The organism is Actinoplanes solisilvae, assembly GCF_003999975.1.
Taxonomy (GTDB): domain Bacteria; phylum Actinomycetota; class Actinomycetes; order Mycobacteriales; family Micromonosporaceae; genus Actinoplanes; species Actinoplanes solisilvae.
Genome location: NZ_RJAC01000007.1, coordinates 241193 through 265877, shown reverse-complemented (window position 1 = coordinate 265877; position 24685 = coordinate 241193). Strand labels below are relative to the sequence as shown.

The 24685-nt window shown below is 70.6% G+C and carries 26 protein-coding genes and 1 pseudogene; 13 read left to right on the top strand and 14 right to left on the bottom strand.

The window, feature by feature from the left end:
- Positions 1 to 17 precede the first annotated feature (17 nt).
- The 3 genes from EER30_RS20800 to EER30_RS20790 are packed head-to-tail and all read right to left on the bottom strand — an operon-like array spanning position 18 to position 3900.
- Positions 18 to 905, bottom strand: a complete 888-nt coding sequence (locus EER30_RS20800; protein WP_127502157.1) for a carbohydrate ABC transporter permease — start codon at positions 903 to 905, stop codon at positions 18 to 20.
- Complete coding sequence (locus EER30_RS20795; protein ID WP_240670188.1) at positions 902 to 1828, bottom strand: carbohydrate ABC transporter permease; 927 nt, start codon at positions 1826 to 1828, stop codon at positions 902 to 904. Before EER30_RS20795 ends, EER30_RS20800 begins: the two co-directional genes overlap by 4 nt.
- Entirely contained in the window at positions 1825 to 3900 is a 2076-nt protein-coding gene (locus EER30_RS20790; RefSeq protein WP_164842412.1) for a beta-galactosidase, read from the bottom strand. Before EER30_RS20790 ends, EER30_RS20795 begins: the two co-directional genes overlap by 4 nt.
- A gap of 166 nt (positions 3901 to 4066) precedes the next feature.
- Here EER30_RS20790 and EER30_RS20785 point away from each other — a divergent pair, with 166 nt between their 5' ends.
- Positions 4067 to 5230, top strand: a complete 1164-nt coding sequence (locus EER30_RS20785) for a LacI family DNA-binding transcriptional regulator (RefSeq protein WP_240670187.1) — start codon at positions 4067 to 4069, stop codon at positions 5228 to 5230.
- Between the two features lie 127 nt (positions 5231 to 5357).
- Here the strand turns inward: EER30_RS20785 and EER30_RS20780 are convergent, their stop codons facing one another.
- On the bottom strand, positions 5358 to 5975 hold the full coding sequence (locus EER30_RS20780; protein ID WP_127502154.1) for a hypothetical protein: 618 nt from the start codon (positions 5973 to 5975) through the stop codon (positions 5358 to 5360).
- Positions 5976 to 6014: 39 nt separating this feature from the next.
- A complete protein-coding gene (locus tag EER30_RS20775; RefSeq protein WP_127502153.1) occupies positions 6015 to 7415 on the bottom strand; it encodes an RNA-guided endonuclease TnpB family protein in 1401 nt (466 codons plus the stop codon).
- 84 nt (positions 7416 to 7499) lie between these two features.
- On the opposite strand from EER30_RS20775, the gene EER30_RS20770 reads away from it, so the two are divergent.
- A complete protein-coding gene (locus EER30_RS20770; protein WP_205650323.1) occupies positions 7500 to 7736 on the top strand; it encodes a helix-turn-helix transcriptional regulator in 237 nt (78 codons plus the stop codon).
- A 198-nt stretch (positions 7737 to 7934) separates the two neighbouring features.
- Here the strand turns inward: EER30_RS20770 and EER30_RS20765 are convergent, their stop codons facing one another.
- Positions 7935 to 9305 carry a TrpB-like pyridoxal phosphate-dependent enzyme gene (locus EER30_RS20765; RefSeq protein ID WP_127502152.1) on the bottom strand — a complete coding sequence of 457 codons (1371 nt, stop codon included), beginning with the start codon at positions 9303 to 9305 and terminating at the stop codon, positions 7935 to 7937.
- Between the two features lie 118 nt (positions 9306 to 9423).
- Here EER30_RS20765 and EER30_RS20760 point away from each other — a divergent pair, with 118 nt between their 5' ends.
- Entirely contained in the window at positions 9424 to 10014 is a 591-nt protein-coding gene (locus EER30_RS20760; protein ID WP_240670186.1) for a TetR/AcrR family transcriptional regulator, read from the top strand.
- 142 nt (positions 10015 to 10156) lie between these two features.
- A complete protein-coding gene (locus tag EER30_RS20750; RefSeq protein ID WP_127502151.1) occupies positions 10157 to 11158 on the top strand; it encodes a nitronate monooxygenase in 1002 nt (333 codons plus the stop codon).
- Here the strand turns inward: EER30_RS20750 and EER30_RS20745 are convergent.
- Positions 11044 to 11466, bottom strand: a complete 423-nt coding sequence (locus EER30_RS20745; protein WP_127502150.1) for an STAS domain-containing protein — start codon at positions 11464 to 11466, stop codon at positions 11044 to 11046. The two genes, EER30_RS20750 and EER30_RS20745, sit on opposite strands and share 115 nt — an antisense overlap.
- A 298-nt stretch (positions 11467 to 11764) precedes the next feature.
- On the opposite strand from EER30_RS20745, the gene EER30_RS20740 reads away from it, so the two are divergent.
- Both EER30_RS20740 and EER30_RS20735 read left to right on the top strand, forming a co-directional pair.
- A complete protein-coding gene (locus EER30_RS20740; protein ID WP_127502149.1) occupies positions 11765 to 12334 on the top strand; it encodes a TetR/AcrR family transcriptional regulator in 570 nt (189 codons plus the stop codon).
- Between the two features lie 142 nt (positions 12335 to 12476).
- On the top strand, positions 12477 to 13484 hold the full coding sequence (locus EER30_RS20735) for a zinc-binding dehydrogenase (protein ID WP_127502148.1): 1008 nt from the start codon (positions 12477 to 12479) through the stop codon (positions 13482 to 13484).
- Between the two features lie 88 nt (positions 13485 to 13572).
- Here EER30_RS20735 and EER30_RS20730 read toward each other — a convergent pair whose 3' ends face one another.
- A complete protein-coding gene (locus EER30_RS20730) occupies positions 13573 to 14265 on the bottom strand; it encodes an HAD family hydrolase (RefSeq protein ID WP_127502147.1) in 693 nt (230 codons plus the stop codon).
- 156 nt (positions 14266 to 14421) lie between these two features.
- On the opposite strand from EER30_RS20730, the gene EER30_RS47180 reads away from it, so the two are divergent.
- From EER30_RS47180 to EER30_RS48755, 3 genes are all read left to right on the top strand, one after another.
- Positions 14422 to 15552 (top strand): hypothetical protein, encoded by a 1131-nt coding sequence (locus EER30_RS47180; protein ID WP_164842411.1) that lies wholly within the window; start codon positions 14422 to 14424, stop codon positions 15550 to 15552.
- 138 nt (positions 15553 to 15690) lie between these two features.
- The gene (locus EER30_RS20715; RefSeq protein WP_240670185.1) at positions 15691 to 16308 is read left to right on the top strand and encodes an aldo/keto reductase; all 618 of its coding nucleotides are present in this window, start codon (positions 15691 to 15693) and stop codon (positions 16306 to 16308) included.
- On the top strand, positions 16218 to 16463 hold the full coding sequence (locus EER30_RS48755) for an aldo/keto reductase (protein ID WP_240670184.1): 246 nt from the start codon (positions 16218 to 16220) through the stop codon (positions 16461 to 16463). Before EER30_RS20715 ends, EER30_RS48755 begins: the two co-directional genes overlap by 91 nt.
- Here the strand turns inward: EER30_RS48755 and EER30_RS20710 are convergent.
- The 5 genes from EER30_RS20710 to EER30_RS20695 are packed head-to-tail and all read right to left on the bottom strand — an operon-like array spanning position 16460 to position 19946.
- Positions 16460 to 17179 (bottom strand): GNAT family N-acetyltransferase, encoded by a 720-nt coding sequence (locus EER30_RS20710; protein ID WP_127502145.1) that lies wholly within the window; start codon positions 17177 to 17179, stop codon positions 16460 to 16462. The genes EER30_RS48755 and EER30_RS20710 overlap by 4 nt on opposite strands.
- Positions 17176 to 17496 (bottom strand): nuclear transport factor 2 family protein, encoded by a 321-nt coding sequence (locus EER30_RS20705; RefSeq protein WP_127502144.1) that lies wholly within the window; start codon positions 17494 to 17496, stop codon positions 17176 to 17178. Before EER30_RS20705 ends, EER30_RS20710 begins: the two co-directional genes overlap by 4 nt.
- Positions 17450 to 18403 carry a hypothetical protein gene (locus tag EER30_RS20700; protein ID WP_127502143.1) on the bottom strand — a complete coding sequence of 318 codons (954 nt, stop codon included), beginning with the start codon at positions 18401 to 18403 and terminating at the stop codon, positions 17450 to 17452. The genes EER30_RS20705 and EER30_RS20700 overlap by 47 nt, the downstream gene beginning before the upstream one ends.
- The gene (locus tag EER30_RS47175) at positions 18358 to 18501 is read right to left on the bottom strand and encodes a hypothetical protein (RefSeq protein WP_164842410.1); all 144 of its coding nucleotides are present in this window, start codon (positions 18499 to 18501) and stop codon (positions 18358 to 18360) included. The genes EER30_RS20700 and EER30_RS47175 overlap by 46 nt, the downstream gene beginning before the upstream one ends.
- On the bottom strand, positions 18498 to 19946 hold the full coding sequence (locus EER30_RS20695; RefSeq protein WP_127502142.1) for a PucR family transcriptional regulator: 1449 nt from the start codon (positions 19944 to 19946) through the stop codon (positions 18498 to 18500). Before EER30_RS20695 ends, EER30_RS47175 begins: the two co-directional genes overlap by 4 nt.
- Positions 19947 to 20234: 288 nt before the next feature.
- Between EER30_RS20695 and EER30_RS49725 the strand changes: the two are divergent.
- The 4 genes and pseudogenes from EER30_RS49725 to EER30_RS20680 form a co-directional block, all read left to right on the top strand.
- Positions 20235 to 20519 (top strand): annotated as a pseudogene (locus EER30_RS49725) (molybdopterin cofactor-binding domain-containing protein); the annotation flags it as partial.
- Complete coding sequence (locus EER30_RS20690) at positions 20502 to 21509, top strand: xanthine dehydrogenase family protein molybdopterin-binding subunit (protein WP_349290882.1); 1008 nt, start codon at positions 20502 to 20504, stop codon at positions 21507 to 21509. The pseudogene EER30_RS49725 and the gene EER30_RS20690, both read left to right, overlap by 18 nt.
- 3 nt (positions 21510 to 21512) lie before the next feature.
- Positions 21513 to 23069, top strand: a complete 1557-nt coding sequence (locus EER30_RS20685) for a Na+/H+ antiporter (protein WP_127502140.1) — start codon at positions 21513 to 21515, stop codon at positions 23067 to 23069.
- Positions 23070 to 23285: 216 nt separating this feature from the next.
- Entirely contained in the window at positions 23286 to 23981 is a 696-nt protein-coding gene (locus tag EER30_RS20680) for a response regulator transcription factor (protein WP_127502139.1), read from the top strand.
- Here EER30_RS20680 and EER30_RS20675 read toward each other — a convergent pair.
- Entirely contained in the window at positions 23974 to 24612 is a 639-nt protein-coding gene (locus tag EER30_RS20675) for a hypothetical protein (RefSeq protein ID WP_127502138.1), read from the bottom strand. The two genes, EER30_RS20680 and EER30_RS20675, sit on opposite strands and share 8 nt — an antisense overlap.
- Positions 24613 to 24685: the final 73 nt, after the last annotated feature.

Here is a 24685-nt window from a genome sequence, read left to right as displayed (position 1 = left end):
CCTTTTCAGGGGTGGGATTACTTGACGGCGCCGGCACCGAGGCCGTTGCGCCAGAACCGCTGGAGCAGCAGGAACGCGACCACCAGCGGTGTGATCGAGAGCAGGGCGCCGACGATCACCAGGCCGCGCAGCTCGGGGATCTGGTTCACCTGGGTGTTCCAGGTGTAGAGGCCGAGCGTCACCGGGAACAGCCGCTCGTCGCTGAGCATGATCAGCGGGAGCAGGAAGTTGTTCCAGACGGCGACGAAGTGGAACAGGAAGATCGTGACCAGGGCCGGGAACATCAGCCGGGTCGAGACCTTGAAGAACGTACGCACCTCGCCCGACCCGTCGATGCGGGCCGCTTCGAGCAGTTCGTCGGGCACACTCGCGGTGGCGTAGATCCGGGCCAGGTAGACGCCGAACGGGTTGACCAGGCTGGGCAGGAACACCGACCAGAACGTGTTGGTCGCGTCGACCTTGCTGAAGATGAGGAACAGCGGCAGGGCGAGCGCGGTGGCCGGCACAAGCACGCCGCTCAGCACGACGTTGAAGATCAGCTCGCGGCCGCGGAACCGGTATTTGGCCAGCGCGTATCCGCACATGGCGGCCAGGAGCGTGCCGAGCAGGGCCGCGCCGCCGGTGTAGAGCACGCTGTTCAGCAGCCAGCGCAGAAAGACCCCTTCCCTGTACGCCACCAGGTCGCTGATGTTGGTGAACAGGTCGAAGTCGGCGAACCACAGCGGGTTCGTGCTGGTGAACTGCTCGGAGCTCTTGCTCGCCCCGACGAACAACCACCAGATCGGGGTCAGGAAATAGACCGTGAACACGGCCATGACGAGCATGGGCAGGGTGCGCTGCTTGATCGCGGTGGCTTTTGCTGCTTTGACCGCGGTGGGCTTTGCTGCTTTGACTGCGGTGGTCATCGGTCACCCCGCTGTGTGGCCTTGAGGAAGGCGAACGAGAGGACGAACGTCGCGAGGGCCAGGACGACCGAGAACGCCGCGGCGAGCGGGAAGTTCGGGATCGACGACGTCGAATAGACGGTCAGGTTCGGCGTGTAGGTGCTGGTCACAGCCGAGCTGAAGCTGCGGAACACCTGCGGTTCGGCGAGGAGCTGGAGCGTTCCGATGATCGAGAACACGGTGGTCAGCACGATCGCCGGCATGACCAGCGGGATCTTGATCGACCAGGCGACCCGGATCGCGCCGGCGCCGTCGAGCTTGGCCGCCTCGTAGACCTCGGTCGGGATCGCCAGCAGCGACGAATAGATGATCAGCATGTTGTAGCCGACGTAGACCCAGGTCACGACGTTGGCCATCGCCCACAGCACGAAGTCGGCCGACAGCAGATCGACGACGCTGGTCACCGACTTGAGCGGCGACAGGTTGGGCGAGTAGAGGAAGCCCCACATGATCGCCGCGATGACACCCGGCACCGCGTACGGCACGAAGAACGCCAGCCGGAAGAAGCGGCGCCCCTTGACCAGGCCGCTGTCGAGCAGCAGGGCCAGGATCAGCGCGACGCCGAGCATGACCGGCACCTGCACGACCCCGAAGAGCAGCACCCGGCCGATCGACTCCCAGAACGGCCCGTTCTCGAAGACCCGCTGGTATTGCACGAGCCCGCCGAACACTTCACGGGCCGGCCCGAACGTGCCGGTGCGCTCGACGGTGTAGAGCGACTGCACGATCGCGTACCCGATCGGCAGCAGGTAGAACAGCACAAAAAGCAGCCCGAACGGCACGACGAAGAACGGCACCGCCCACCCGTACTTCACGGCCCGGCCCGGCTTCGCCGCCGTCTCGTCCGGCTTCGCTTCTATGTCTGTGCTCAGAATTTGAGTCACGATTCCTCCCGTACGACTCGGACCGCGCCCGCGGGCACGAGAACCGACCCGATCGCCGCTTGCCCGGTCACCAGCTCATGGCCGGCCACGGCGTATTCGATATCCACGTCCCCGTGGTTGACGACGAACAGGTAGGCCCCCCGTCGCACAACCTCGGTGGCAAGCTGCCCGTCGCGCAGCTCACTCGCGCGTTTCCACAGGTCCGAATGACCACGCGCTGCGCGATCGCCGTCGTTCTGCACATCTGGTGCGCGCTCGCCGTTGGTCTGCGCGTCGGTTGCGCGTTTCCACAGGTCTTGGTGCTCGGGTCTGGCGGCTTCCTGGGCGGTCAATGCGCGTTCGAACAAAGCGCGCAGGTCCGGAGCGGCGAGATTGGTGGATACGTACCAGGCCTCGCCGGCTCCGAAGGCGTTTCTTGTCACGGCGGGGGTGCCGTTCGCGTAGGCGAGTTCGGGCTTGGCCGTTGTGAGGCGCAGGCGCTCTGTCCACAGGGTGGCTTGGCCGCCGGTTGCGAGGGGCACTTCCTGCCCGGGCAGCAGGGGCGCGAACTCCTCGCTGACCACGCCCAGCAGCTCGCGGAACGCACCGGGATAGCCGCCGAGCCGCACGCGGTCGTCGGGGTCGACGATGCCGCTGTAGAACGTGATCACGGCCCGGCCGCCGGACTCGACGTAGTCAGTGACCGCCGCCGCCTCCTGATCGCTCACCATGTGGAGACAGGGGACGACAACCGCGCGGTAACCGCTCAGGTCGCTGCCCGGCGCGATGATGTCGGTCGTGACGCCCAGTTCGCGCAGGGCGCGGTAGGCGGCGTGGACCTGGTCGAGATAGCGCAGATCCTGCGACGGGCGGGCCTCGGTCTCGGTGGCCCACCACGACTCCCAGCTGAAGACGAGCGCCGTGTCGGCCTCGACCGTCGAGCCCGCGACCTCCCCGATCTTGTCGAGGGTCTCGGACAACTCGAGCACCTCGCGCCAGACCGCGGAGTCGACCCCGGCGTGGGGCACGATCGCGGAGTGGAACTTCTCGGCGCCCTGGGCCGAGGCGCGCCACTGGAAGAAGCAGATCGCGTCGGCGCCGCGGGCCACGTGGGTCAGCGAGTTGCGAACGAGCTGACCGGGCTCCTTGGCCAGGTTGTACGGCTGCCAGTTGACGGCGCCGGTGGAGGTCTCCATCAGCATCCAGGGACGGCCGCCGGCCAGCCCGCGGGTCAGGTCGGCGGCGAAGGACAGCTCGGCGACCGGGTCGGGCAGGCGGTGGTCGAGGTAGTGGTCGTTGGCGATGACGTCCATGTCGGCGGCCCACGACCAGTAGTCCTGGTTGCGGATGTGGGCGGTGACCATGAAGTTCGTCGTGATCTTCGTGGTCGAGTGGCGGCGGAGCACGGCCGCCTCGGCGCGGTAGTGGTCGAGCAGCGCGTCGGAGGAGAAACGCTGGAAGTCGACGAGCTGGGCCGGGTTGCGTACCGAGAGGGCCAGGCGCGGGGGCTGGACCTCGTCGAAGTCGGCGTAGCGCTGACTCCAGAACGCGGTGCCCCAGGCCTTGTTGAGCGCTTCGACCGTGCCGTACCGCCGGGTCAGCCAGACCCGGAAGGCGGCCGCGCTGGCCTCGCAGTAGCAGAGGGCGTTGTGGCAGCCCAGCTCGTTGGAGACGTGCCAGAGTTCGAGCGCGGGATGCTGCCCGTAGCGGACCGCGACCTGCTCGACCAGGCGCAGGGCGTGCTCCCGGAAGACCGGCGAGCTGGGGCACCAGGCTTGGCGGCCGCCGGGGAAGCGGGTGGTGCCGTCGGCGGTCACCGGCAGCGCGTCCGGGTGGCGGCGGGTCAGCCACGGCGGCGGTGACGCGGTGCCGGTGCCGAGGTTGAGCCGGATGCCGCTGTCGTGCAGCAGGCCGACGATCTCGTCGAGGGCGCTGAAGTCGTACTCGCCTGGCCGGGGCTCGATCTCGGACCAGCCGAACACGTTGACCGCGACCAGGCCGACCCCGGCCTCGCGCATCAGCGCCATGTCCTCGCGCCAGACGTCGGGCGACCACTGTTCGTAGTTGTAGTCGCAGCCGAGCACGAAACCCATTGCGTCGAACCTCCCCCGCCGGCCGCCTTCAAGAGCGGGCTGCCTCTTCTCGTGTGTGCACGTGCACACATTTCGCCGCGAAAACTCCGCGATGACGAATGTGTGAACGGGCACACACTAGGGTCGGTCCCGTTTCGAGGTCAATAGGGGCCGTACGATGTGGGCCGTGACCGGGCCTGAGAAACCGCGCCGCACCACCGCGCAGGACGTGGCCGCGCCCAAAAGAACATCCGGCGCCACCGCGCCCGCGCCACCGCGCCGCACCGCGCCCGAACCAGCACGCCGCACCGCCGCACCCGAACCAGCACTTCGCGCCTCCGCGCCCAGAAAGACTCGCGCCACCGTGCATGACGTAGCTGCGGCCGCCGGGGTCTCCCGGGGCACGGTCAACCGGGTGCTCAACGGCGGCTACGTCTCGACCGACGCGCGAGCCGCCATCGAGGCCGCGATCGCGCAGGTCGGCTACGTTCCGAACCGCGCGGCCAGCAACCTGGCCCGGCAACGATCCCAAGCGGTCGGCTTCCTCGCGCTCGAGCCCCACTCGCTGCTGCTCGAAGACCCGAACATCGGCGCGATCATGCTGGGCGCCAACGCGGCGCTGTCGCTGGCCGACCACCAGATGGTCAGCCTGGTCATCGATTCCGACCGCGACACGCAGCGGGTCGGGCGCTACCTGAGCGGCGGCTTCGTCGACGGCGCGATCATCGTGTCGGCCCGCTCGCACGACCCGATCACGCGCCTGATCGCCGAGATCGGACTGCCCGCGACGTTCGTGGGCCACCCGCCCGACCTGGCCCGCACGATCCCGTTCGTCGGCATCGACAACGTCGGCTCGGCCCGCGCGATCACCGGGCGCCTCATGCAGACCGGACGGCAGCGGATCGGCATGATCGCGGCCGCCCTTGACCGCGACTCCGGGGCCGACCGCCTGACCGGCTTCAAAGAGGCGCTGGGCGACCGGTTCGACCCGCAACTGGTCGCTGACGTGCCGTTATACGACTACGCGTACGGCGTGAAGGGCATGCGCGCGCTGCTCGACCGCGAACCGGAAATCGACGGTGTGTTCGCCGCTTCCGACGCTGTCGCGGCCGGAGCGCTGGAGACGCTGCGCGAGGCGGGGCGGCGGGTTCCGGAGGACGTCGGGCTGGTCGGCTTCGACGACAGTTCGTGGGCGCTGCGGGCGCAGCCACAACTGTCGACAGTGCATCAGCCGGCGCGCGAGATAGGGCGTACGGCGGCCGAGTCGGTATTGCAGCAGATCGGCGGCGTCGAACCGGTCGAGCTGAGCGTCCTGCTCGACTCCCCCGTCGTCTGGCGACACTCCGCCTGAGCGGCCGCGAAGGGGCTGGGGCCCGCGGAAAGGCTGAGGCCTGCCGGGAGGGCTGACGCCGGTCGGGAGGGCTGACGTCGGGAGGGCTGAGGCCGGCCGAGAGGCAGGCGCCGGTCGGCCGGGCGGATCAGTTGTCGCGTTCCCCGGGCTGCTCGTGCCGGAAACGGGGAGCGGGCTGCGGGGCCGTCCAGGACTCGGAGCGGGCCGCCGGATTCGGCTGCGGCGAGGGCTCCGAGTGGACGGAGGGATCGGGTTGCGACGACGCTTCCGGCTGCTCGAACACGACCGGCGTAGCTGGACGCCGGGAGACCGGGGGCAAATCCGGGTGCCCCGGGGCGTCCGGGTTCTCGAAGACGACCGGCGGAGCTGGACGCCCGGAGGCGACCGGCAGGTCCGCGCGCCCGGACTCGACCGACGCCGCCGGGTGTTCGAACACGACGGGCAGGGCCGGGTGCTCAGCAGCAGCCTGTTCAGGTTCGGCTGATGCCCCCGGCTGCTCGAAGACGAGCCGCGAGGCTGGACGCGCAGGCGCCGCCACCCCCGACTGAGCTGGGCGGCGACCGGCCGGGCGGCGCAGTCTGGGCCAGCGCTTGCCCAGCAGCAGGTAGGCGGCGTAGGCCGCGCCGATGACGGCCAGGACCAGCCCCCGCCACCCGTTGTGGACCACCAGTGGTGGCCCCGCGGACACCAGGGCGAGCGCCAGGGCCATCCGGTGCGCGCTCAGCCGCCGGGGACCTTGAGACACCAGCCTGTTCCCTGCTCCCTGTTTGTTGCTCACATCTGCTCAGAGCAGAGTGAGGCATTCGGATGGTTCGCTCTCCGCCCGCCGTTTGCACGGTGGGCTGGAGTCCGGGAGCGGCAGTCTGCTCCGGTGACGATCGGCCCGTTGCTGCACGATCTGCTTCACCACGCGGTGCGGGGTGTGCAGGGTGATGTCGGGATCACCATGTCGTTGCAGGACGTTGATCGCGGCGTTCACGTCGGCCTGCCACACGACCCTGCACGATGTGCAGTGAAGCCTGTCGCCGTTGCGTCGCCCGAGGGTTCCGCACCGGTGACAGGCTTGCGAGGTGTACGCGGCGTTGACGTGGACGAGCGCAGAACCTCTGCGCTCCGACACGTTCTTGAGCGCCTCGGCGGTGACCCCTTTGGTCCACCCGGCGAGACGGCGGTTCATGTTCCTGCCGAGCGGTTTATGCCCGGCGAACGTCTTGGTCAGATCCTCGGCGACCACGACGGCGGCCTTGTCGACCGCGGCGTGCACGGCAGTGAAGATCTCGGTGCGGACCCGGGCTTGGTGCTTCGCGGCCTGCCGGTCGCGCTTCACGGTGCCGAGGTTGTTCTTGCGGATCCGGTCGGCTTTCGCCTTGTCCGCGGTGCTGTTCGCGATGGAGCGAAGCTTGGCGCGGCGGCGGTTGCGTTCCTTGATCCGGTCCGACTCGGCCGTCAGCAGCGTGCCGAGGCCGGTGCCGTGGTGCTGGCCGTCGGAGTCGGTCAACGCCTCGGTGTAGCCCTTGTCCACGCCGACCGTGGCGGTACCGCAGGGCCGCTGCGAGGACGCCATGGTGGCGGCGTCGATCTGGTAGTGGACCTCGACCCGGTTGTTACGCAGGATCAGCCGGAGCGTGCCGGTCGGGGTGACCGTGGTGTTTAGCGGGATCTTCACGAGCTGGCGGCGTTTCAGGCCGGGCACGGCCAGCCATAGCCGGCCGCGGTCGTCGGCGCGGGTGTTGTGCTGGTCGGCGCGGACGACGATCTGGTTGTGGGTGCGGTTGTGGCCGCGCTGCCAGTGCTGGCGCATCTGCCGGGCCAGGAACGGATCCGCAGGCCAGGTGCCCGCCTTCAGCGCGGTGAACATGCGCTTGCGTTCGGCGGGGTCGGTGGCGCGGGCGTGCACGGCCCGTTTGACCGGGATCTTCGCGGCTTCGCGGTGCGCGGCGATGTCGGCCATCGCGTCGCGCAGGGTTTCCTTCCACGCGTTGGCGAGGACCCCGAACCGGTGATGGGTGCCGTCGGCGAGCCAACGGTCGCGGACCTGCCGGTCCGACAGGGCGGCCCCCGTGACCGAGCCGTAGCGCTGCCATACTTCCGTGCGGACCCGGCCGAGGCGGCGGGCCTGCTCTTCGAGCCGGGCGTACTTGCCGGGGTTGAGCCGGTGCGAGAACACAACACGGGTGACCTTCACCGGCCCACCTCCAGGCATGTACTGAGTGCGTGCAGGAAGCACCTTAGCACGGACTGGGTGCATGCAACCTGTAGAGTGGCCCCCATGCTGCCCGGATACCTGACCTCCGACGAGGCCGCCGCCCACCTGGGGATCACCCGGCGCACCCTCTACGTCCTCGCCGAACGCTCCAACGGCTTCCCCGAACCGCAGCGCATCGGCCGCACTCTGCTCTGGTCCCAAGACGGCCTTGACACGTGGCGCGCTGACCACCCAGCCCGACGCAAAACCTGCCCGCAACAAACAGAAACGAGCAACACCGAGCAGAAAAACAGCCACTAGTCACAGCTCCTGATGACGACCCGGCGAATGACTGTATCCGCCGCCGCGGCGTGCGGAAGAACAAGGTCAGCCGCGTGTTCCGTCGACCACGTGAAGAGGCACGCAAAGAAAGCACGCAAAGAGGGCGGCAAAACGGGGGCGAAAACACGTGAGCCCAGGCGGAACAGGGCGGGGACAGTCGGCCCCCGCCCCGTGACGTCAGCCGTACACCGTCGGCAGCCGCGTGAGGGCCGCCGCGACCGCGTCCTCGGACAGCGAGTGGTCCTCCAGTTCGCCCGACAGGAATTTCCCGTACGCGGGAAGGTCGAGATGCCCGTGCCCGCAGAGCGCCGTCAGGATCGTCTTCGCCTCGCCCGTCTCCTTGCAGCGCAGCGCCTCCTCGATGCAGGCCGCCAGCGCGTGCGTCGGCTCGGGTGCCGGGATGATGCCCTCGGCGCGCGCGAAGGTCACCCCCGCCTCGAAGCATTCGCGCTGCGTCTTGGCGACCGCCTCCATCAGCCCGAGCTCGTAGACGTGCGAGATCAGCGGGGCCATGCCGTGGTAGCGCAGGCCGCCGGCGTGGATCGGGTCGGGGATGAAGTCGTGACCCAGCGTGTGCATCTTCATCAGGGGTGTCATCCCGGCCGTGTCCCCGAAGTCGTAGGCGTACGTGCCCTGGGTGAGCGACGGGCACGAGGCGGGCTCGACCGCGCGAATCACGGGCGCCATCTTCCCGGCCAGCTTCTCGCGCAGGAACGGGAACGCCAGCCCGGCGAAGTTGGACCCGCCACCCGTGCAGCCAACGATCACGTCCGGGACGGCGCCCACCTTGGCCAGTTGCAGCAGCGCCTCCTCGCCGATCACCGTCTGGTGCAGCAGGACGTGGTTGAGCACGCTGCCCAGGGCGTAGTTGGTGTCCGGGTGTTGCGCGGCGACCTCGACCGCCTCGCTGATCGCGATGCCGAGCGAGCCGGGTGAGTCCGGGTCGTCGGCGAGCACCTTGCGCCCCGAGGCGGTCAGGTCCGAGGGCGACGGGTGGATCGTCCCGCCGAAAGTCTCGATCATGAGCTTCCGGTACGGCTTCTGGTCGTACGAGGCTCTGACCTGCCAGATCTCGCATTCGAGCCCGAATTGTGCGGCCGCGAACGCCAGGGCGGTCCCCCACTGCCCGGCCCCGGTCTCGGTCGTGAGGCGCCGGATGCCGGCCGAGGCGTTGTAGTAGGCCTGCGGCACGGCCGTGTTCGGCTTGTGCGAACCGGCCGGCGACACCCCCTCATACTTGTAATAGATCTTCGCCGGCGTGCCGAGGGCCTTCTCGAGCCGGTGAGCGCGGTAGAGCGGCGACGGCCTCCACAGCCGATAGACCGACTGCACCTCCTCGGGGATCGTCACGTAGCGCTCGGTGGTCGCCTCCTGCTCGATGAGGGCCATCGGGAAGAGCGGGGCCAGATCGTCCGGCCCGACCGGCTGCAGCGTGCCCGGGTGCAGCACGGGCGGTGGCGGGCTGGGCAGGTCCGGCACGATGTTGTACCAGCTCGTCGGCATCTCCGATTCGGACAACAGGATCTTTGTGGCAGTGTCGTCACTCATCGCCCGATCATCGACCATTCCGGCCCCGGACTCGGAAATTTCCCACCCACCGCACGAGTGATAATCCCGTACGTCAACAGTTGTTTACTTCCGAGGCGAGGCCGGTACGCTGGGTCAGGTGACCAGCAGTCCCACGCCGACGAAGCGCCGCGATGCCGCCCGCACGCGGCAGGCCCTGCTCGAGGCGGCCCGCGCCCGGTTCGCCAGTGACGGCTACGCGGCCACCACCGTGCGCGACATCGCCGACGACGCCGGGGTCAACGTCGCGCTGATCAGCCGCTACTTCAGCTCCAAGGAGGGCCTGTTCGAGGCCTGCCTGACCACCGCGGCCGACGACTTCCATCGCAGCACCGGCGCCACCACGCTCAACGAGGTGCCCGAGCGCATCGCCGAGCAGGCCGCCGGCATCGACTCCGACGGCGTCCCGCGTTACCTCGTGCTGCTGCTGCGCTCGTCGGGCGACGCCCGGGCCGACGAGATCCGCATCGGCATGCTGCGCACGTTCGCCGAGCGGCTGGCCGCCCTGGCCGGCTGGGAGGAGGGCGACGACCGCCTGCTGCTGCGCGCCCAGGTGACGATCGCCGCCGCGCTCGGCATCGCCCTGCTGCGCTCCACGACCACGCTCGAGCCGCTGCGCTCGGCGACCAAGGAAGACCTGCTCAGCCCCGTCACCGACCTGATCACGGCCATCCTGGGAAACCGGGCGTGACCGTCCGGGCGAGGTAGAAGCTCTACGACGGAGCTCAAGCAGTTCGCCGACCGCGGCCACTCGCTGACGATCGACTCGGGCTGGCGGGCGGTGGCCGATCACACCCTGAGCCGGCTCGAGCACCACGACTAGAGTTTCCCGCATGCTCGACCTGATTCGTCCGCTCGTGGTCGCTCCGATGGCGGGTGGCCCCTCCACGCCCGCGCTCGTCACGGCGGCCATGAAAGCCGGGGCCACCGCCTTTCTCGCCGCCGGTTACAAGAAGCCGTCGGTCGTCGAGGACGAGTTGCGCGCGGTCGACGGGCCGTACGGATTGAACATCTTTGTGCCGGGTCCTCCCCCGCCCGACGTGGAGGCTGTCGCCCGCTACCGCGAGCTGCTCAGGCCCGAGGCCGAGCGTTACGGCGTCGAACTGCCTCCGCTGCGGCTCGACGACGACGATCACTTCGCTGACAAGGTCGAACTGGCCCGGGCGTACGGGGTTCCGCTCGTCAGCTTCACCTTCGGGAAGCCCTCCCGCGACGTCGTCGCCGCGCTTCAGCGGGGCGGGAGCCGCGTGCTGATCACGGTGACGTCGACCGACGAGGCACGGCGGGCGCTCGCCGTGGGGGCGGACGCGCTGATCGCCCAGGGTGGTTCGGCCGGCGGGCACTCGGCCACCACTTCGCCGGGTTCGTTCGCGGGTGACCGCACCACTCTCGAGGTGCTGGCCGCGGTCGGGTTCGAGGTGCCCGTCGTCGCGGCCGGTGGCGTCGAAACGGCCGCCGACGTCGCGGCTCTTTTGCGCGAGGGCGCCGCCGCTGTCCAGGCCGGCACTGCTTTCCTGCTGGCCGACGAGGCCGGCACACGCGCCGCCCAGCGCGACTTCATGCTGACCGGCCGGGCCGTTGAGACCGTCGTGACCAGGGCTTTCACCGGGCAGCCGGCGCGGGCGCTGCGCAACCGGTTCACCGACACCTATTCGGCCGCCGCCCCGGTCGGCTATCCGGCGATCCACCACCTGACCGCGCCGATCCGGGCCGCCGCGGCTCAGGCGGCCGACGCCGACGCGATCAACCTCTGGGCCGGAACCGGCTTCCGTTCGGCGCGGACCGGCCCGATCGCCGAGCTCGTGGCCAGGCTCATGCCCGGTTCCCAGTCGTAGAGGCCGGCCCAGCCGAGCGACGCGATCAGGTGCCGCACCTGCGCTGACGGGTCGCGGATCCACAGCCGACGGCCCAGGTCGTGCACGCGTCTGGTGGCCTGGGCCAGGGCTCTCGCGCCGCCTATGTCGAGAAATGTCACCTCGTTGAGGTCGATGACCACGTCGCTGGCGCAGCCCACCAGCAGCTCCAGCGTCAGGTCGAAGATCGGCAACGTGGCCAGGTCGATCTCGCCGGCGATGTGCGCCCCCGGCGGACTCGTCATGGCCGTGACCTCCAGCGGCCAGCCCTCTGCGGTGTTCGTGGACATCTCCGTCGCCTCCCCCTCGCTCCGGCCCGTCGCGTTCCTTCGCCCTTGCCTTCCTCGACCATTGCCGACGCAAGGGCGTGACACATCGCGTGAACGTGTGACTCCAAGTCAGGGCCGTGCTACCCGGCCGCGCCTCGCGTGACGAAATGACGTCACCCGACGCTCGTACGGCCTGGTCCCGGTCCGGGGCTTGGCCCGATCGCGGTGCCTCGGTGCGGTTCGTGCTCGGCGACACGCGCGTGGTGAGGCTGGCCACCGAACGTTGACGCGATCCAAGACGATCGGTCATATTCGTCAGGTGCCACAGAGAAGCGTACGGAATCAGCTCGTCGAGAACGCCGAAGACGTGTTCCGGCAGCGCGGGTTCCACGGGGCCAGCGTGCAGGACATCACCACCGCCGCCGGGGTACCGAAGGGGTCGTTCTACAACCACTTCGAGAGCAAGCAGGCCCTGGCCGCCGAGATCGCCGTCCGGTATGCCCAAGCCACTGACCTGTCGACGCTGGGGTTCGACGGGCCGCATCCGGTGGAACGGCTGCGGGCCCACTTCGCGGCCCAGGTCGCGCGGGTGGTCTCGACCGGCACGGAGTACGGGTGCCTGTTCGGGACGTTCGCGGCGGACAGCCCGTCGAGCGGGGAACAGGTGACGCAGGCGGTCGCGGGCGGGCTGGACGTGTGGACCGCGGCGGTCGCGGCGACCGTCGAGGCGGCCCAGCAGTCCGGCGAGATCACCTCGAAGCGTCCCGCCCGGGAACTGGCCACCATGCTGATCGACGCCTTCGAGGGCGGCGCCCTGCGAGCCAAAGTAACCGGCGACTCGACCACGCCGCTGACCCACATAGACATCATCCTCGAAGCAATCTCCTAAGAGGACACCCCGGCACGCGCCCTTCGGCCACTTCTGAGGTGCTCGCCGCGGCACCCTCAGCTTCTCTGCCCGTCCGTTTCCTGCCTTGATACCCGCTTTCTGACCTGTTTAAGACGACCGGTCACCTTCCTTGGAGGTTTTCATGCCCACCTATCTCGCCATCCACGTCGACTCCGACGGCACACTGCGCCCGACCGCGCGCGAACTGACACCCCCGGGCGCCGGGGACGTCCGCATCCAGGTGCTCGCGTGCGGTGTCTGTCACAGCGACTCGCTCGCCGTGCACCCGTACGGTCACGGCGAACCCACGCCGGCCCCCGGCCACGAAGCGGTCGGCGTCATCGACGCCCTCGGCGAAGGCGTCACCGGCTGGGCGATCGGCACCCGCGTCGGCGTCGGCTTCCTCGCCGGCCACTGCGGAACCTGCGCGAACTGCCGCCGCGGCGACTTCGTGGGCTGCACCAACCAGCAGTGGACGGGCGTGCACAAGGACGGCGGGTACGCCGAGGTCCTCTACGCCCGGGCCTCGAGCCTGGTCACGATCCCCGACGAGCTGACCTCCGAGGAGGCCGCGCCCCTGCTGTGCGCGGGCTTCACCGTCTACAACGCCCTGATGCGCAGCGGCGCCCGCCCCGGCGACCTCGTGGCGATCCAGGGCATCGGCGGTCTCGGCCACCTCGGACTCCAGTACGCCCGGGCGATGGGCCTACGCGTCGCGGCGATCGCCCGCGGCTCGGCGAAGGCGACGCTGGCCAAGGAACTGGGCGCCGACTACTACATCGACAGCTCCCTGACCGACGTCGCCGCCGAGCTCCAGCAGCTGGGTGGCGCCGCGGCGGTCATCGCGACGGCGGCCAACAGCAACATGACGCCCCTGATCGGCGGCCTGGCCCGCGGCGGCAAGCTCGTCGCGGTCGGCATAACCGAGCAGCCCATCGAGGTCAGCACGGTCACCCTGATCATGCAGGACGTCGAAATCGTCGGCTCCCTGACCGGCACCCCCGCCGAGAACGAGCAGAACCTGCGCTTCGCGGCGGCCCAGGGCATCCGCGCACTGACCGAACTGGCCCCGCTCACCGACGCGGCCGAGGCGTACGACCGCATGATGTCGGGCGACGCCCGCTTCCGGATGGTCCTCACCACCCAGTGACCGTCCCCGCTGAGCCGGCCCGATCCCCGGCCTGAGGGTCGGCTCCCGAGGGGGACGGCAACCCGCCGTCCCCCTCGGGACTTCCCGGTCACCGGTGGGTTGAGTTCGAGCGGATGACGTGGTGAATGGCGGCTGCCACGTCGGGGGTGATGTGGGTCGGGTGAAAGGCGGTCTCGGGCCACCGGCGACCGTTCGCGATCCAGACGCTGGGAAGTCCGAGCGTTACGGCAGCGGCGATGTCCGCCTGCGGCGAGTCGCCGATGAGCCAGTCGCCACTGGTCCACTCCGAACGCGACGTCACGGGACGGACAGAGTGGACGTCACGGAGGGCCAGGTCGGCGGCCAGGTGAAAAATCTGGGGATCTGGTTTTCGGTGGCCCGCGGATTCTGAGACGACCCATCCGTGAACCAAGCGGTCGAGGCCGGTCCGGTAAATTTTGGCCTCCTGCTGAACGGTGCGCCCGTTGGTCACGATCACGCAGGTCCAGCCGGCGGCTCGGGCCTCTCGCAGGGCGTTCTCGGTGGCGACGGACAGGGTCGCGTGTTCGGCGCCGCCGTTGTCGAGCAGAGTGCCGATGGCCGGCGACAAGTGTGGGTAGCGGCTGGTCAGGGCGGCGGCCACCACGTCGCGGGGTGCGTGCCCGCTGCCGTCGATCTCCATCACCCAGGCCAGGTCCGTACGGGGCTGGTCGTGGACGGCCAGGAAGGCGGTGACGGCGGTGCGGAAGGCGGCGTCGCGGTCGATCAGCGTGTTGTCGAGGTCGGCGAAGAGCAACGGCATGTCTGGCAGTAGAGCAGGTAATGCTCCTCGGGTGTCCGGACACAGTCCTGGGTGAGGACCGATGACGGGGAGGAGCCGATGTGGCGGAGCACGCGCCGCACGAGCAGCGATAGAGCCAGTCCTCCCCTCCACTGTCCGCGCGCAGGAAGGCGTCCGATGAACCGCGGTGACCCTCTCGCCGACCTGGCAAACCTCAATCCCGTCCCGGAGCCCGCGCCCGGTGACCCGGCGCGACTTACCGTGCTGCGAACCGTGGTCGACGGCCGCCGGAGCGCCGCTGCCCCGGCAAGCAAGCGGAGCCGCCGGGGACCACAATGGCCGGCCCTCCTCGCGGGGTTCACCGTCGCCGCGGTCGCTGTCCCGCTCGCGCTGACCGTCGCGGTGCCGGAGATCTGGTCGCGGACAACCGGGCAGCCTGCCGAGAGCGCCCCCCTGATCGACGCGGCGATTGCGGCCGACGGCTCCCTGGACTGCGGCGGCGACAGCGGTTACGCGGCACCGATCCGGCCCGACCAATCGCCCGTACGGCTCTGGCCGTCCACGCTGCCCAGCGGCTGGAAGGTGATGGCCGTCTTCGCGCGTTCCATGACAGCGACGGCGGCATGCCGTACGCCCTCTCTGGTCGCTGGAAGGTTCGCCGGCGGAACAATGACCGGGCGCGTCTCGGTGATCGGCCCCGCCCGTGGCATCTCCGCGACGGACGGGCGTGACGACACCGTCGACGGACAAAAAGCGCGGCGGTTCGTGAACAGCGGCCCGGACTCGTACTCGTGGCTCTGGACCGACGCTCGAAAGCGGCAGTGGTACGCCACCGTCGAGGGCTATCCGCTGAAGGAGGCCCGCGCCGTGCTGGCCGCTACCGGCACCGACGGCGACGAGGCGACGTGGAACCCCGGGGCCGCTCCCGGTCTCACGCTGCTGCATCGGCGATCCGGGCCGCCCTACCCGAAGGTCACCCGCACGGACGCCTGGTACATCCGGCTGCATGACGGCCGGCGGGAGCGCGACATCATGATCGAGGGCGGTCGGGGACGGCCGCTCGCCTCGGCCGCGATCGTCGGCTTCCAGGTCAGGACCGTGGCCGGGCACACCGAGCAACTGAGCGGATTCGGGCCGCCGCACGGTGCGGAAACGGACCGGATCGCGTACGAGACCGAGGACGGCACCTGGGCACTGGCCGAAGTCGAGGGCCAGGGCGACCTCGCCGAGATGCGGACCGTTCTCACCGGGCTGCGCAAACTACCGGCCGACGATCCTCGCCTCGACGAGTACGCGCTGCGAGAATGATCGCCGTGGCCGAGTAACTGCTGCGTGACGGCACGAAGTGACCCGGCGTCATCGCGGCACGAGATGCAACCGCCGGGTGGTGGAGGAGTGGGGTAATCCCCCATCGGCGATCGGGCGCGCGGGCGATGCAATAAAGGCATGACGATCGGTACGCGGAAGCTGGGTGTCAATGGGCCCGAGGTTTCGACCCTCGGGCTCGGGGCGATGGGCATGTCGGATCTGTACGGGCCGGCCGATGAACAGGAGAGTGTCGCCACCCTGCACGCGGCCCTCGACGCGGGCGTCACGCTCGTCGACACCGGCGACTTCTACGGCTCGGGGCACAACGAGATGCTCGTCGGGCGGGTCCTGAGGGAACGCGATCGCGGCGATGTCGTGGTCAGCGTCAAGTTCGGCTCACGGCGTACGCCTGATGGTGGCTTTCAACCTGTGCCCTATGACGTGTCGCCGGCGGCGGTGAAGGACCGGCTCGCCTATTCGCTGCGGCGGCTCGGCACCGATTACATCGACATCTATCGGTCGGCCCGGCTCAATCCGCAGATCCCGGTCGAGGACACCGTGGGCGCCTTGGAGGAGATGCGTCAGGGACCGGCAACGATTTTCGCGCGCACAGCCCCCGGTTCCAGGGCGAGAACCTCGACGAGAACCTGCGTCTGGTCGAGGCGTTGCGGGCGGCGGCCGAGCGGATCGGCGCCACCACCGGGCAGGTCGCGATCGCGTGGGTGCTGCGGCAGGGCCGCGACATCGTGCCGTTGATCGGTGCGCGGCGGCGCGACCGGCTCGAGGAGTCGCTGGGCGCGCTGGACACCGAGATCGACCCCGACGAGATCGAGGCGGCGATCCCGGCGGGGTCGGCGGCCGGCGCGCGATACTCGCCGCCCCAGATGGCAACGCTGGACAGCGAGCGTTAAAAGGTGAACAGGCGATATCGGCCCACCTCGCGGAAGCCGAGGCGCCGATAGACGGGGACGGCCATGTCGGACGATGTCAGCGCCGCCATGCCGACCCCGCGCACGGCCGCGTGCCGCAGCACCGCCTGGGTCATCGACGCGCCGATGCCGCGCCGGCGGAACTCCGGCTGCGTGCCGACGAAGTACAGCGTCACGATCCCGTGGCTGAACCACGCCTCGACCGTACCGGCGATCTGGCCCGACGACAGCCGCCCGACCAGCCGCATCACCGATCCCCCGAACGCTTTGTCGCGCTCGACGGTCAGCGGCACGCCCCTCTCCGGGATTCCCGAGACCCGGGCGTACGCCGCCACGAACTCGTCCACGTCGGCGGCGTACTGGATCTCCAGGCCGGACGGGTCGGGCACCACGGACGCCGACGCCACCTCGGTCACCATGACGGGCAGCCCGTCACCCAGCGGGCGGGCGCCGAGTTCGAGCAGCCCTTCGGCGGTGCCGGGTTCGCTGTCCTCGCCCACCCACCAGACGCGGGGCACGCCGTCGAGGCGGTCACGGGCTTCTTCGTACGCCTCGGCGAGCGGGCGCCCTGTGACGCGTACGACGCCGTTGAGGGTGGCGTGCGGAATCCCGCTTCGGTAGATGTCCGACACGGCGGGGCCGTCGTTCCAGCCGAGCAGGTAGGCCCGGTTCGCGGCGAGCACGTTGCTGTCGATCATTGCCGGATCGTCATCCGCGCGACGCGGTCGCCGTCGACCTTGAACGTGAAGTGGCTGGGCCCGTTGTAGCCGTTGCCGCCCACCGTGGCCGTGATCGTCGTCTCGTTCCCCCGGCGCCGCACGCTGTCGACGTCGAGGCTGACCTGCTTGCCGATGAACTCCCGGTCGCTCCAGCCGCGGATCTTGTCGGCGCCCTTGAACTCGCGCCCCCAGTCGTCGACGACACCGGTGACCGTGAAGCCCGCCAGGAACCCGTCGACGTCCCCCGCGTTAGCGGCGTCGACCAGGCGCTTCGTGGGCTCGTCCAGCTCTTCCATCCGGTTGTTCCTCTCTCAGGACGGCGACCGGCCACCGGCGCCAGATCGCCACGTGCAGGATCACGGCCAGACCCAGGCCGTTGAGCGACGCGAACGTAATCCAGTCGTCGACCTCCGCCCCTGGTCGCCAAGCGTGGTTCCCGACAGCGGCCGCCAGCAACCCGTACGTCACCAGCGTCACCATGGCGACCAGCGCGAGCACGGCCAGACGCCCCGCGACGGGTGGGAAACGGTCGAGCGGCCACGACTCCAGCAGCATGCCGACGATCAGCACGGCCGCGATCAAGCACCCGCCCAGAGCCGAGATCCGGGCCGGTTCGAACACCTGACGAGCCGCCACGTACGTCACCACGGTGCCGGCGACCAGCGCGATGTTCGAGATGAAGTGGCGCAGCCAGGTCGTTCGCACGAGCGAGAACGGCCAGCCGCGCAGCGCCACGAACGGCACCACCTGCCAGACGCCGAGCACTGTCAGCCAGGCCCCGTACGCCGCCCCGGGCACCACGTGATCGCGAACCAGCCACAGGTAGAGGCCGGCCCCGATCGCCCAGCACAGCACCAGCGCCGTGATGCCGGCCGGTATTCGCGGCAGCCACCGCACCAGCCGGCCCTCGTTGACCAGCGTGAGCTGCAGCATCGCGGTGAAGATGCCGGCCGCCAGCGGCAGCGTGGCCGGGAAGGTCGCTCGGTGCCCGCCGCCGGGGAAGGCCTGGAACAGCGCGGCGAGGTCGACCCCGGTGACGACCGCCTGCCCGGCCAGCGTGAACACGAACGCGGCGACCACGGCCGTCAGCGTGTCGGTCAGGGCGGGCCACTGGCCGGGCAGCAGCGAGCCGGGCCAGTCCTCCCACCAGAACGCGATCATCGCGACGACGGGCAGCCCGAACGTGACGATCGGGCCGCCCACGCGCAGCGCCGTTCGGGCCCGTCGGCGGCGAACGCGATCAGCACGAAGACCGGCAGCACCACGGCCAGCCCGGCCAGCCCGGCGACGGGCTGCCTCATGCGGCGCTCACGTCGACGCCGAGCGATTCCAGGTGCAGGGCCAGCCGCAGGTGGACGTTGAACGGCCCGCTCTGCCAGTCGGAGCCGAGCAGCCGCCCGATCCGGTCGAGGCGCTTGCCCATCGTGTTGGGGTGGATGAACAGCTGCTTGGCGGCCCGGGTGGCGTTGCCGTTGTTGGTGACCAGGTATTGGACCGTCCGCAGCAGGTCGCCCCGGTGCGCGCGGTCGTAGCGGGTCAGCGGTTCGAGCGTGCGGTTCACGAACCGGCGCAGCTCACCCGTGTTGGACTGGTCGAACAGGGTGCGGTAGAGCACGAGGTCGTCGGCGGTCATCGCCTGGCCGGTCACTCCGAGTGCCGCGAGCAGACCGGCGCCGTGCACCGCCTCCTCGCCGGCCTCGGCCAGCCCGCCCGTACGCGGCACGACCGGCGCCGACACGCAGACCGCGCCCGGGTCGGCGCCGCGCGCCGCGAGCTGCCGGGTCACCTTCAACCCGGCCACCGAGGGGTCGTCGCCGGGCAGCACGGCCAGCACGTGCTCGCCGTGCCGGCCGCCGAGCCCGCCGAACAGCGCCGCCGTGTCGGCCACGGCCACCGGGTCGGCCTCGGTGAGGGCGACCACGACGTGCGGGGCGTCGACGTCGAACGAGCGCATCGCGGCGACCGCGCACACCCCGGCCGGCAGCGGCCCGCGCGCGGCCAGCAGTTCGCCGAGCAGTTCCCCGCGCACCTGGGCGTGCGCCCGCGAAACCTCGCCCGCCCGCCGCACCGCGAGCGAGCAGAGCCGGGCCACGCGCACCAGGTCGGGGCGGCGGCGGGCGTCCACGGTCGTGCCGAGCACCAGTACGCCGCCGCGCACCGCCACCACGGTCAGGTCGGGTTCCACGATCCCGTCGAGGGCGGCCCGCACCCGGCGGCGGAACTCGCCCGGGTCAGCCGGCAGGCGCCCGGCGACCAGGCGCAGCCGCGCGTCGAGCAGGCGGCAGGGCGCACCGAAGTGGCGGCCGATCGCCTCGGTCAGCCGGGCCGCGGACGGTTCGTCGGCGGCCAGCGCGTCGAGCGCCTCGTCGAGCAGGACGCCGCCGAGCTCGGCGGTGCGGCGGTCGAGATCGGCCCGCCGGTCGAGCTCGGCCAGCCGCTCGCGGGCCAGTTCGCCGTCGAGGCGGGCGGCGGCCACCGCGGCCACGCCGCCGACCTCGGCCAGCACGTCGGCGCCGAACCCGGGTCCGTGCCGGCGGCCGAGCACCAGCACCGCGGCGGTGCGCCCGGTCACCTCGAGCGGGACCGCGGCGACGGTGGTCCAGCCGTCGGCGTGCGGGTCGGCGCAGACCAGTCCGTGCCGGGCCGCGACCTCGCCGGCCAGCTCGGCGACGAACGGCGGAGCGCCGGGCGTCCCCCACGCCTCCTCGACCGTCCAGCGCCCCCGGTACCCGCCGTCGCCAGCCACGCCCCGTCGACCGGCGTCGCGGCCCGCACCGCCGTACGCAGCACCGCGTCCCCGACCGCGTGCCGGCCACTGGCCGACGACAGCTCGGCGATCAGCGGGTGCAGCTCCACCGTTGTCATCGGTGCCTCCTGTCATGTGCTCCCGCCATCGATCGTCGGCGCGGCCCCGGGCGATGGCTATGGAGCAGACCGGAGCGCCGGTGCGGGTAAACCCCACAACGCCTCTGGGGAGGGCACGACAGACGGCCGGCCGCGGACGGTTCGACGATGAAGCGGTAGGCCCGACGAGAGCCACCACCTGCGCGTCGGCGCCGACCGGTCGGGCAAACTGAGGGCGATCGTGCACGAGGTGCACCAGCAGACGTCACGCCACGACCTCTTCCTGGCCATGTATACCGACGTGACCTCGCGCTTCTACGGCGTCCCGGCCTACCAGGGCCGGCAATATCTCGTACGTACCGACGTGCAGACGCCGGGCTACATGCGAGCGCCCCACGAGCACGCCGCGGCCTGGGCCATCGAGTCGGCGGTCGACGAGGTCGCCTACGCGGTGGGAATGGACCCGCTCGAGCTGCGGCTGGCCAACGACGCCGCCCAGGACCCGATCACCGGTAAGCCCTGGTCGTCGCGGCACGTCGCCGAGTGCCTGCGCCGCGGGGCGGAGATGTTCGGCTGGTCGGGGCGGCCGGCCACGCCCGGTGAGTGGCTCGACGACGACGGCGCCCAGATCGGCTGGGGCGTGGCGATGGGGGCCTACCCGACCACGGTGACGCCGGCCGTCGCGCACCTGACCCGCACGGCCGACGGCCGGGTCACCGTCGCGGTCGACGGGCACGAGATGGGCCAGGGCATCCGTTCGGCGGTCTCCGCGGTCACGGCCGAGGAGCTGGGCATCTCCCCTGACCTCATCACCGTCGAGGTGGGCGACACCCGGTTCGCCGCGCAGCACCTGACGGCCGGGTCCTGGGGTTCGGGATCGGCGCTACCGGCCGTGAGGGCCGCGACCGAACTGCTCAAACAGCACGACGGTCCGGCGACGGTCAGCGCCTCCAACGGCCTGCCCCAGGCGATGATGGACCGCGGCGCCACCGGACTGGTCACGGTGGCCGGCCCGGTCTTCGACTCGTTCGTCACGTTCAGCTATGCGGCCCACTTCGTCGAGGTGCGCGTCGAGCGCGGCACCCGCCGCATCCGGGTGCCCCGAGTCGTCAGCGTCGCCGACTGCGGCACCGTGGCAAGCCCGGTCACCGCCGCCTCCCAGTTGCGCGGCGGCGTCGTGTGGGGCCTGGGCGCGGCGCTGCGCGAGCACCTCGAGATCGACCCACGGTACGGCGGCTTCCTCAACCCGACCCTCGAGGCATACCCGGTCAGCGTCAACGCCGACATCGGCCGCATCGACGTCGACTTCGTGAACCGGCCCGACCTGCAGCTCAACGCCGTCGGCGTCAAAGGGCTGGGCGAGGTGTCGATGGTCGGGGTCGCCGGGGCGGTCGCCAACGCCGTGTTTCACGCCACGGGACGCCGCATCCGCAAGCTTCCGATCACCATTCCCGACCTACTCTGAATCGTGATAGCGCTCGAACTCGTCATAGCGATGGGCGCGGCGTTGCTGGCCGGCAATCTGCTCGCCGCACGGCTGCGGATCTCCACCCCCGTCGTGCTCGTCTTCCTGGGCGTCGTACTCGGGCTGATCCCGCAGCTGCGCGGCGTGCATCTGCCGCCCGAGGTCATGTTGCTGCTCATCCTGCCGGCGCTGCTCTACTGGGAGAGCCTCAACACGTCGCTGCGCCTGATCCGCCGCAACCTGCGGACGATCACGCTGATGAGCACGCTGCTGGTGTTCGCCACGGCCGCGGTGGTCGCCACCGTCGCCCACGCGCTCGGCCTGCCCTGGGGGTGCGCCTGGGTGCTGGGCGGCGCGCTCGCCCCGACCGACGCGACGGTGGTCGGGGCGTTCGGCCGGTCGCTGCCCCGGCGCACGGTCACCGTGCTCAAGGCGGAGAGTCTGATCAACGACGGCGCGGCCCTGGTCATCTACGGGCTGGCGATCAGCACGACGATGGCCGGGCATCGCCCCGGCGCGCTGCGCGTCACGTGGCTGCTGATTCTGTCGTACGGCGGTGGGCTGCTCGTCGGGTTCGTGGTGGGCCGGATCGCCGTCGCCATCCGCCGCCGGGTCGCCGACCCGATGCTCGAGAACGTGACCATCCTGCTGACCCCGTTCACGGCCTTCCTGCTGGCCGAGCTGGCCGGGGCGTCCGGGGTGATCGCCGCGGTGGTGACCGGTCTGCTGATGAGCCGGTACGGACCCCGGGTCGGTCACGCCTCGACCCGCGTGCAGACGATCGGGTTCTGGTCGCTGGCCACGTTCCTGCTCAACGGGGGGCTGTTCGTGCTGATCGGGATCCAGGTGCACGAGGCCGTGCGCGGGCTCGACACGGAACCGCTGCTGCGCGGCATCCTGCTGGTCGTCATGATCTCGGCCGTCCTGGTGGCGACCCGCTTCGCCTGGCTGTTCACCACGCCGTACGTGATCCGCTTCCTCGACCGCCGCCCCGCCCAGCGGCAACGCCGCGTGGATGCCCGCACCCGGGTGGTCAGCGGCGTGGCCGGGTTCCGCGGCGCGGTCTCGCTCGCCGCCGCCCTGGCCGTCCCCGCCTCGTTCCCCGATCGGCACCTGGTCGTCTTCATCGTCAGCGGCGTCATCGTGGTGACGCTGGTCACGCAGGCCTTCATCTTCGGTCCCGTGGTGCGGTGGGCTCAGTTGCCCCCCGACACCGAGTTCCTCGAGGAGCTGCGCCTGGCCGAACGGGTCGCCGCCCTGCAGGCGATGGACTCGCTGCCGGCTCTCGCCGACCAGGTGCGGGCCGAACCGGCCGTGGTCGAGGAGGTGCGCAACGAGCTGCGGGCCGAGATCGACGGCCTGCGCGCGGGCGACGACGAGGCGGCCGGGCACATCGAGGACGAATACACGGCCTTGCGGCTGGCGACCATCGCGGGCAAACGGGCCGCGGTGATCGCGCTGCGCGACCAGAACCGCATCGACGACCTGGTGGTGCGGGAGATGCAGTCGCGCCTCGACCGTGAGGAGGTGCGGCTCGCGGGCGGCCCCGACCCGGAGTAGACGCTCCTGGACAGGAGGCCACCCCGACGGCCACCCACGCTACGAGTCCATGTGCTTCAAGCACCTCGAGAGCCGGTACCTGTTCTTCCCCGCCTCCTGAGATCCCGCCCCGCCCGGGTGACCTGGCGAACAGGAACCAAGTCAAATGACCGGTGTAGGGGGGTCATCACCGCCGAGAGGATGAAACCGCTGGCAAAACCACCTTGGAGGTGCGGGATGACGAGTGCGGTGATCGAGCCCACTGTCGTGGCGGCGACGTCGGCGGCGGTCCGGGTCGTGGTCGCCGACGACCACGCGCTGGTGCGGGAGGGGCTGACCCGCGTCCTGGAGCGGGGCGGGATCGAGGTGGAGGCGGTCGCGTCGACGGCCGACGGGCTGCTCGGACTCGCACGCGCCTACCGGCCGGACGTGGTGGTGACCGACCTCGGGCAGGACGGCCGCGAGGCGGCGCTGGAGCTGCGGCGCACGAACCCGGAGATCGCTCTGGTGGTGCTCTCCCCCGAGATCCTGCCCGAGTTCGCGGTCGACCTGGTCGAAGGGTCGGTGCGCGGGGTCGGCTATCTGTTGAAGGAGAAGGTGGAGACGCCGGACCTGCTGGTCGACGCGGTGCGGCGGGTGGCGGCCGGCGGGACCGTGCTCGACCCCGACGTGATCTCGCGCCTGGTGCGGCGGGGGCGCCCGGAGGGGCCGCTCGACCGGCTGACCGGCAAGGAGCGGGAGGTGCTGGCGCTGATGTCGCAGGGGCGCTCGAACGCGGGGATCGCCGCCCAGCTCTTCGTCACGGTGCCGGCCGTCGAACGGCACGTGACCGGCATCTTCACGAAGCTGGGGCTGCAACGCTCGGGGAACCTGGGTCACCGGCGGGTGCTGGCGGTGCTGACCTACCTGCGCGGCGGGGGCGCGCTCACTTGACCAGCGTCAGGCCCGGTCCGTTGCCGCGCCCGCTTTCGCCCGCTTTTCCGGCCCCACCGTCGCCCGTTCCCGTTCCCGTTCCCGTTCCCGTTCTCGTTCCAGGAGCCAGGCGGCGTACGAACCGGAACGCCAGGACGGCGAGCAGCAGCGCGGTGGTGTCGCGCGCGATCACGTAGCCCGCCTCGGCGACACTCAGCTCGGTGTCGACGACCTTGAGAAGCGCCGCGGCGGCAAGAGCGGCCAGCGACGCGGCACCGGCCAGCCGGGCCAGCGAGCGGCCCACCGTACGGAAACGGTCGCCGTGACCGAGCCAGTAGCCGGGCAGCCATCGGTCGAACAACCACGCGAACAGGACAGCCGGGACGACCTGGGGCACCGCCTGCACGAACGCGTGCAGCAGGCCGTCGCCGTTGCCGGGGGCAAGCACGGCGACCACGCTGAGCGCGATGACGTCAAGATTGCGACGGCCGCAGCGCGCCTGGGCCACCATCCACAGCGCGCCGGCGACGGCGGCGGGCCACAGCAGGCGTACGCCGCCCGCGGACTCGGTCGTGGCGAGCCCGGCGAACGTCGCGAGCAGGTAGAGCGCGGCGAACCCGGCGGTTCGGAGCGCATAGCGGAACGGGCTCAAGATGCACCTCAGCGGGGGGTGGGTGCTGAAAGGGGGACCCGCCTGATCGGCAGGTGCACCCACCCGGTTGAGG

Bases quoted from the DNA above. Each gene is read 5' to 3' on its own strand.
- EER30_RS20705 (WP_127502144.1), bottom strand. From the start codon at position 17,496: ATGGAAGAGCTGGACGAGCCCACGAAGCGCCTGGTCGACGCCGCTAAC.
- EER30_RS20750 (WP_127502151.1), top strand. From the start codon at position 10,157: ATGCTCGACCTGATTCGTCCGCTCGTGGTCGCTCCGATGGCGGGTGGC.
- EER30_RS20800 (WP_127502157.1), bottom strand. From the start codon at position 905: ATGACCACCGCAGTCAAAGCAGCAAAGCCCACCGCGGTCAAAGCAGCA.
- EER30_RS20745 (WP_127502150.1), bottom strand. From the start codon at position 11,466: ATGTCCACGAACACCGCAGAGGGCTGGCCGCTGGAGGTCACGGCCATG.
- EER30_RS20710 (WP_127502145.1), bottom strand. From the start codon at position 17,179: ATGATCGACAGCAACGTGCTCGCCGCGAACCGGGCCTACCTGCTCGGC.
- EER30_RS47180 (WP_164842411.1), top strand. From the start codon at position 14,422: ATGAACCGCGGTGACCCTCTCGCCGACCTGGCAAACCTCAATCCCGTC.
- EER30_RS20770 (WP_205650323.1), top strand. From the start codon at position 7,500: ATGCTGCCCGGATACCTGACCTCCGACGAGGCCGCCGCCCACCTGGGG.
- EER30_RS20680 (WP_127502139.1), top strand. From the start codon at position 23,286: ATGACGAGTGCGGTGATCGAGCCCACTGTCGTGGCGGCGACGTCGGCG.
- EER30_RS20690 (WP_349290882.1), top strand. From the start codon at position 20,502: ATGGACCCGCTCGAGCTGCGGCTGGCCAACGACGCCGCCCAGGACCCG.
- EER30_RS20730 (WP_127502147.1), bottom strand. From the start codon at position 14,265: ATGCCGTTGCTCTTCGCCGACCTCGACAACACGCTGATCGACCGCGAC.
- EER30_RS20715 (WP_240670185.1), top strand. From the start codon at position 15,691: ATGACGATCGGTACGCGGAAGCTGGGTGTCAATGGGCCCGAGGTTTCG.
- EER30_RS47175 (WP_164842410.1), bottom strand. From the start codon at position 18,501: ATGAGGCAGCCCGTCGCCGGGCTGGCCGGGCTGGCCGTGGTGCTGCCG.
- EER30_RS20790 (WP_164842412.1), bottom strand. From the start codon at position 3,900: ATGGGTTTCGTGCTCGGCTGCGACTACAACTACGAACAGTGGTCGCCC.
- EER30_RS20735 (WP_127502148.1), top strand. From the start codon at position 12,477: ATGCCCACCTATCTCGCCATCCACGTCGACTCCGACGGCACACTGCGC.
- EER30_RS20765 (WP_127502152.1), bottom strand. From the start codon at position 9,305: ATGAGTGACGACACTGCCACAAAGATCCTGTTGTCCGAATCGGAGATG.